The organism is Pantoea sp. ARC270 (assembly GCF_003236725.1).
GTDB classification, from domain to species: Bacteria; Pseudomonadota; Gammaproteobacteria; order Enterobacterales; family Enterobacteriaceae; genus Pantoea; species Pantoea anthophila.
The window spans coordinates 1-3,380 of sequence record NZ_PUGA01000072.1; the positions used below are offsets into that span (position 1 = coordinate 1).

Annotated in this window: 3 protein-coding genes and 1 pseudogene; all 4 read right to left on the reverse strand. The window is 47.3% G+C overall.

Annotated elements, in window-relative coordinates:
• The coding region (locus tag CKF42_RS20775) for a hydroxyacid dehydrogenase (RefSeq protein ID WP_111209101.1) at nucleotides 1-968 on the reverse strand (968 nt) is incomplete at its 3' end.
• A 23-nt stretch (nucleotides 969-991) separates the two neighbouring features.
• Nucleotides 992-2,410 carry a DASS family sodium-coupled anion symporter gene (locus tag CKF42_RS20780; protein WP_111209100.1) on the reverse strand — a complete coding sequence of 473 codons (1,419 nt, stop codon included), beginning with the start codon at nucleotides 2,408-2,410 and terminating at the stop codon, nucleotides 992-994.
• Between the two features lie 26 nt (nucleotides 2,411-2,436).
• Nucleotides 2,437-3,135: an RraA family protein gene (locus CKF42_RS20785; RefSeq protein ID WP_111209102.1), complete on the reverse strand. Its 699-nt coding sequence runs from the start codon at nucleotides 3,133-3,135 to the stop codon at nucleotides 2,437-2,439.
• Between the two features lie 37 nt (nucleotides 3,136-3,172).
• Nucleotides 3,173-3,380, reverse strand: a pseudogene (locus CKF42_RS20790) (phosphohydrolase); the annotation flags it as partial.

Genomic DNA, 3,380 nt, shown 5'->3' on the forward strand with positions numbered 1-3,380 from the left:
GTCTGGTAATCAATCACCGGAATGGGCCATGTGGGGGCCTTACCTTCATACATCTCGGCAACCCCCATAGCAGCCATGTAAGAAGCCAGGATGGCGGCTTCAGCCGTATTGCCTCCCACGTGCGGGGTGATGAGCACATTATCCAGTGCCGCCAGAGGGTTATCCGGGTGCATCGGCTCATGTGCAAGGACATCCAGTCCTGCGCCAGCGATGATGCCATTTTTACAGGCTTCAACCAGATCCTCTTCATTGACCAACCCACCGCGCGCGGTATTGATCAGAAAAGCACCCGGTTTCATCATCGCTAACTTTTCTTTGTTAATCATGTTATGCGTCACTGAGGTATCGGGGGCGTGCAGTGAGACGTAATCACTCTCCGTAAAAATTCTCTCCAGGTCTCTTACGACCTCAACCCCATCGGGAAAATCTTTAGCAGGCTTGTAAGGGTCGTAACAAAGCACGTTCATTTCCATTGCCAGACAACGTTTAGCGGTCCGGCTGCCTATGTTTCCGCACCCGATGATCCCCACGGTTTTGCCGTTTAAGGTTGTCATCGGCGTTTTTAATTTTGCCGCATAGTAGTCGACCGGCAGCATGGCACGAAGTCGGCTGACATTGCGGCTCATATAAAGCATGAGTAACAACGCCGTCTCCGCAACGGATGTACTGTTCGCAACAGGCGCATAGAGGCATTTGACACCAAAGTCATCAGCAGCCTTCAAATCAACCGCATCAAACCCGGCACCATGCCGGACGAGGACTTTTAAATTCGGTGCTGCCGCCTCAAACACTTTGCGAGACATTTTGGTCACACGAACAATGATGGCATCCGGCTGGTGTAACTGCATGTCTGCAATCACGTCGTCGGTTTCAAAGCCACGCCCGTCAATTAACGTATGCCCCTGCCGTTCAAGCAGAAGTCGTCCATCCTGTTTCAATTCCTGGGGCAAAAGCACTTTCCATCCCATAATAAAACCTCGTTATTTATAGATTACAGTATGCCTATCAATTTCCAGTAGGGAAGACCGACCGTAAAGAGCACTAAAGAAATAAGGATGAGTATTATCGTGCCTTTTGTATACCAGTCCTTTTGGCTGACATAGCCGTTCCCGTATAAATAAATACTTGCCCCATTTCCGTAATTACAAAGCAAAGCACCGTATGCGCCAAAGAAGACCAGCATCAACGACAGGGCCATCATATTGACCTGGGTCGCTTTGGCTAAGGTCAGCACCACTGGATAAATGGAAACGATATAAGCGGAGTTCGAAACAAAAAAATACTTCACGACCAGACTGAGTAATACCAGAATCACCAGAACCAGAGAGCCGCTAATCGCATTAAGATTCAGATACAGCTGAAGCTGTGACGCAATCCAGGTATAGAATCCGCCATCATTTAACGCCACGGTCAGGCTGTAAAAAGCACCAAACCAGGTAAACATGTTCCAGGCGCCTTTTTCAGCCATCAGGTCATCCCAGTTTAACAATCCAAACACCAGCTCCAGCGCTAACCAGATAAAGGCAACAATATAGAGTCCCATGCCAATCTTATAGCCAATACTCCATCCCAGAATGGCACAGATAAAAAGCACAAACATGACCTTTTCATCCCGCTTCATGGGGCCCATTTCCGCAATCTTTTGCAGAACGATGGGTTTTATATTTCCCAGGTCACGCATTTCGGGTGGGAATAACTTGTAGACCACAATGGGGCTGAGAAAAAGAATCAGTAAACCGGGGACCAGAGCGGCTTTGAACCACAGCGCCCACGTTAACTCAATCCCAACGACATTGTTTATCGTCGATGCAATCACGGCATTGGATGCCATTCCGGTTAAAAACAGCGCCGCTGTTGACATGGTAACGACGTGCTGTAACAGCTCAAGATATGCGCCCAGTTTTCGGGGATTTTTGTCGGGATGGGAATCCAGCGCTTCCGATAAGCCCCTGAAAATCGGGAAGACAATCGCAGACCGTGATGTATTAGATCCCGTTGCCGGGCTCAATATCAGATCGCATATCAGCATGACATAACCCAGGCCAAGCGACGAACGGCCAAAGGAGGTGTTGCCGAATTTAGAAAGTAAAATGTATGCCATGCGTTTACCCAGCCCATTTTTCCTGAATGCGCTGCAAGCCAGTAACACGGCCAGGATAAACCAGACGTTCTGTTGTCCCCATCCGTAAAAGAGCGCGTTGGGATCTTTTACGAAAAAAGCCCCAAGCCCTACGATAATCAGGCTGATAATGGGCTCGGAAAACGGCTTCAGAATGAGTCCACACATCAGCGCAAGGCATAAGCCCGCCATATGCCATGTATTAATATCCAGTCCGTCAGGACAGGGTAGCGTCCAGAATAACGCAGGGAAAATAACGACCGGAATAAGCTTTGTTATCTTGCTTTTCATTTTTCGTTCTTCCTGGTTTTATTTTATTACTCATAGTGATTATCAATAATCTCTACATTCTTTCTTTCCATTAAATCGTCTACCCATTGACGATTAACCGTACCGGCTGCGGAATTGACGGCTTTTTCTTTATCTTTCTCAGATAATATTTTTGATTTTTCCAGAACAGAGTAAGCATCGTCCTTCGGAATGACGATGACGCCATCCCTGTCACCCAGGATGATATCGCCAGGATTGACCATGATACCGCCACAGGAAATCGGGACATTAACTTCTCCGGGGCCTTCTTTGTAAGGTCCCGAGGGGGTGGTTCCGGTTGCATAGAGAGGTAATGTTCCCTGAGAGAGAATATCAATGTCTCTGACCGGACCATCGATAACAATCCCCTCTATTTTTTTGAAGCCCTGCAAATAATTAAACATGATTTCACCCATGATAGCCCGGCTCCGTTCCCCCTCATTGGAAACAACAATCACATCGCCAGGTTGTGAAATATTCATCGCTTTATGGAGCATCATGTTGTCACCCGCTCGGGCTTTGACCGTCAATGCAACCCCGCACATAATTCTGCCGGAGGGGTTTGACATTAGTCTGATTTGCGGGTTCATTCCGCATAATCTCCCCATGCAATCCGCCACATTTGCGGCTGCAATTTTACCGAAAGCTTTAACCAGTTCAGGATCCGGCAATTTTCTCCTGGTGAAAACGCGATTACCCACTGACATGAGCGACTCCTTATTAATATTTTCTGTTTCTGACATTTTATTTTTCAGTAAGACAAATATCTGTTCCGGCATGAATAAAATGGACATCAGCATCCATCATGTCTGCATAGAATAAAATCATCCCCTCAATGCCCTGAGGGATAACTTTGGATTGTCCTGAATGCGCGACGACCAATGCCGTAATTGCTTCCGGAAGTCGGTATTTATGGGTGTAATAGCCACTTAAAAAGCCATGCTGATAAAGC

Excerpts from the sequence above, each read along its gene's own strand:
- CKF42_RS20780 (WP_111209100.1), bottom strand. The coding sequence starts at position 2,410 with ATGAAAAGCAAGATAACAAAGCTTATTCCGGTCGTTATTTTCCCTGCG.
- CKF42_RS20785 (WP_111209102.1), bottom strand. The coding sequence starts at position 3,135 with ATGTCAGTGGGTAATCGCGTTTTCACCAGGAGAAAATTGCCGGATCCT.